The sequence below is a fragment of the Stenotrophomonas sp. HMWF003 genome, assembly GCF_003061285.1.
Taxonomy (GTDB): domain Bacteria; phylum Pseudomonadota; class Gammaproteobacteria; order Xanthomonadales; family Xanthomonadaceae; genus Stenotrophomonas; species Stenotrophomonas maltophilia_AP.
The window spans coordinates 14881-16147 of sequence record NZ_QAIW01000248.1; the positions used below are offsets into that span (position 1 = coordinate 14881).

Consider the following 1267-nt stretch of genomic DNA (forward strand, 5'->3'; position numbering starts at 1 on the left):
GGCTGCTGCGCCTGCGCTGACCCGGGCGTGCCGCGGGTTTACCGGCATCGCAGCGAAGCGGCATCATCAGCAGCCGCATTGCAGGATCAACCATGGCGCTGAGCGAGAAGGACAAGATGCTGTCTGGCCACCCCTACCGGCCGGGCGACCCGCAGCTGCAGGCCGAGATGGCGGCGGCCAAGGCCTGGATGGTGCGCTACAACGCCGCCCTTGCCGAAGCCCCGGATGTCCGCCGTGCGCTGCTGCGCGAGCAGCTCGGTGCGGTCGGCGACGGCACGGTGATCCGCCCGCCGTTCCATTGCGATTACGGCAGTCACATCCACCTGGGCACCGGCGTGTTTCTCAACTACAACTGCGTGATTCTGGACGTGGCCGAGGTGCGCATCGGCGATGGCACCCAGATCGGCCCGGCGGTGCAGATCTATGCGGCCGACCACCCGCGTGACCCGCAGGCGCGGGCCGGGGGGTTGGAGATGGCGCGACCGGTGCGGATCGGGCGCAATGTGTGGATCGGCGGCGGGGCCATCCTGCTGCCGGGGGTGAGCATCGGCGACGATGCGGTGGTGGGCGCAGGCAGCGTGGTCACCCGCGACGTGGCGGCCGGTGCCACCGTGGTGGGCAACCCCGCACGCGTGGTGCCACCGCGCGATTGATCCGGCTCAAGGCGCGGCCTCCACGCCGGGTGTGCAATGGTGGCCCCACACTGCACCGGAAGGAGCCCTGCCATGTACAAGCGAATCCTGATTGCCACCGACGGCTCGGAACTGTCTGAAAAGGGCCTGCTCAAAGGCCTGGAACTGGCCAAGGATCTCAACGCCGAGGTCGACATCGTGACCGTGTCCGAGCCGTGGGCGGTGGGCATGTACGACGCGATGGGCTGGAGCGTGGGCTACATGAACAGCCCCGAGTACAAGGCCGACCGCGAAGAGACCGCGCAGAAGGTACTGGCGCCGGCCAGGGCGACCGCCGAGGCACAGGGCCTGCGTGCCAACGTGGTGCACGTGCTGGACCGCTATGCGGCCGACGGCATCATCGACACCGCGGTGGAGCGCAACAGCGACCTGATCGTGATGACCTCGCATGGCCGCCGCGGCGTCACCCGCGTGCTGCTGGGCAGCCAGACCGCCGAAGTGCTGGCGCGCAGCACCGTGCCGGTGCTGGTGATCCGTTGAGGGAGCACGGCGCCGCTGCGTAGCCTCGCCCGCAGGGACCGGTAGTGCCGGCCGCTGGCCGGCACTACCGGTCCCTGCGGGCGAGGCTACGCAGC

Annotated in this window: 2 protein-coding genes; both read left to right on the top strand. The window is 69.8% G+C overall.

What is annotated here, in order from left to right:
- The first annotated feature begins 92 nt into the window (after positions 1-92).
- Positions 93-653: a sugar O-acetyltransferase gene (locus DBR34_RS10240; protein ID WP_128096710.1), complete on the top strand. Its 561-nt coding sequence runs from the start codon at positions 93-95 to the stop codon at positions 651-653.
- A gap of 72 nt (positions 654-725) precedes the next feature.
- Positions 726-1172 carry a universal stress protein gene (locus tag DBR34_RS10245; RefSeq protein ID WP_128096711.1) on the top strand — a complete coding sequence of 149 codons (447 nt, stop codon included), beginning with the start codon at positions 726-728 and terminating at the stop codon, positions 1170-1172.
- Positions 1173-1267: the final 95 nt, after the last annotated feature.

Bases quoted from the DNA above. Each gene is read 5' to 3' on its own strand.
- DBR34_RS10240 (WP_128096710.1), top strand. From the start codon at position 93: ATGGCGCTGAGCGAGAAGGACAAGATGCTGTCTGGCCACCCCTACCGG.
- DBR34_RS10245 (WP_128096711.1), top strand. From the start codon at position 726: ATGTACAAGCGAATCCTGATTGCCACCGACGGCTCGGAACTGTCTGAA.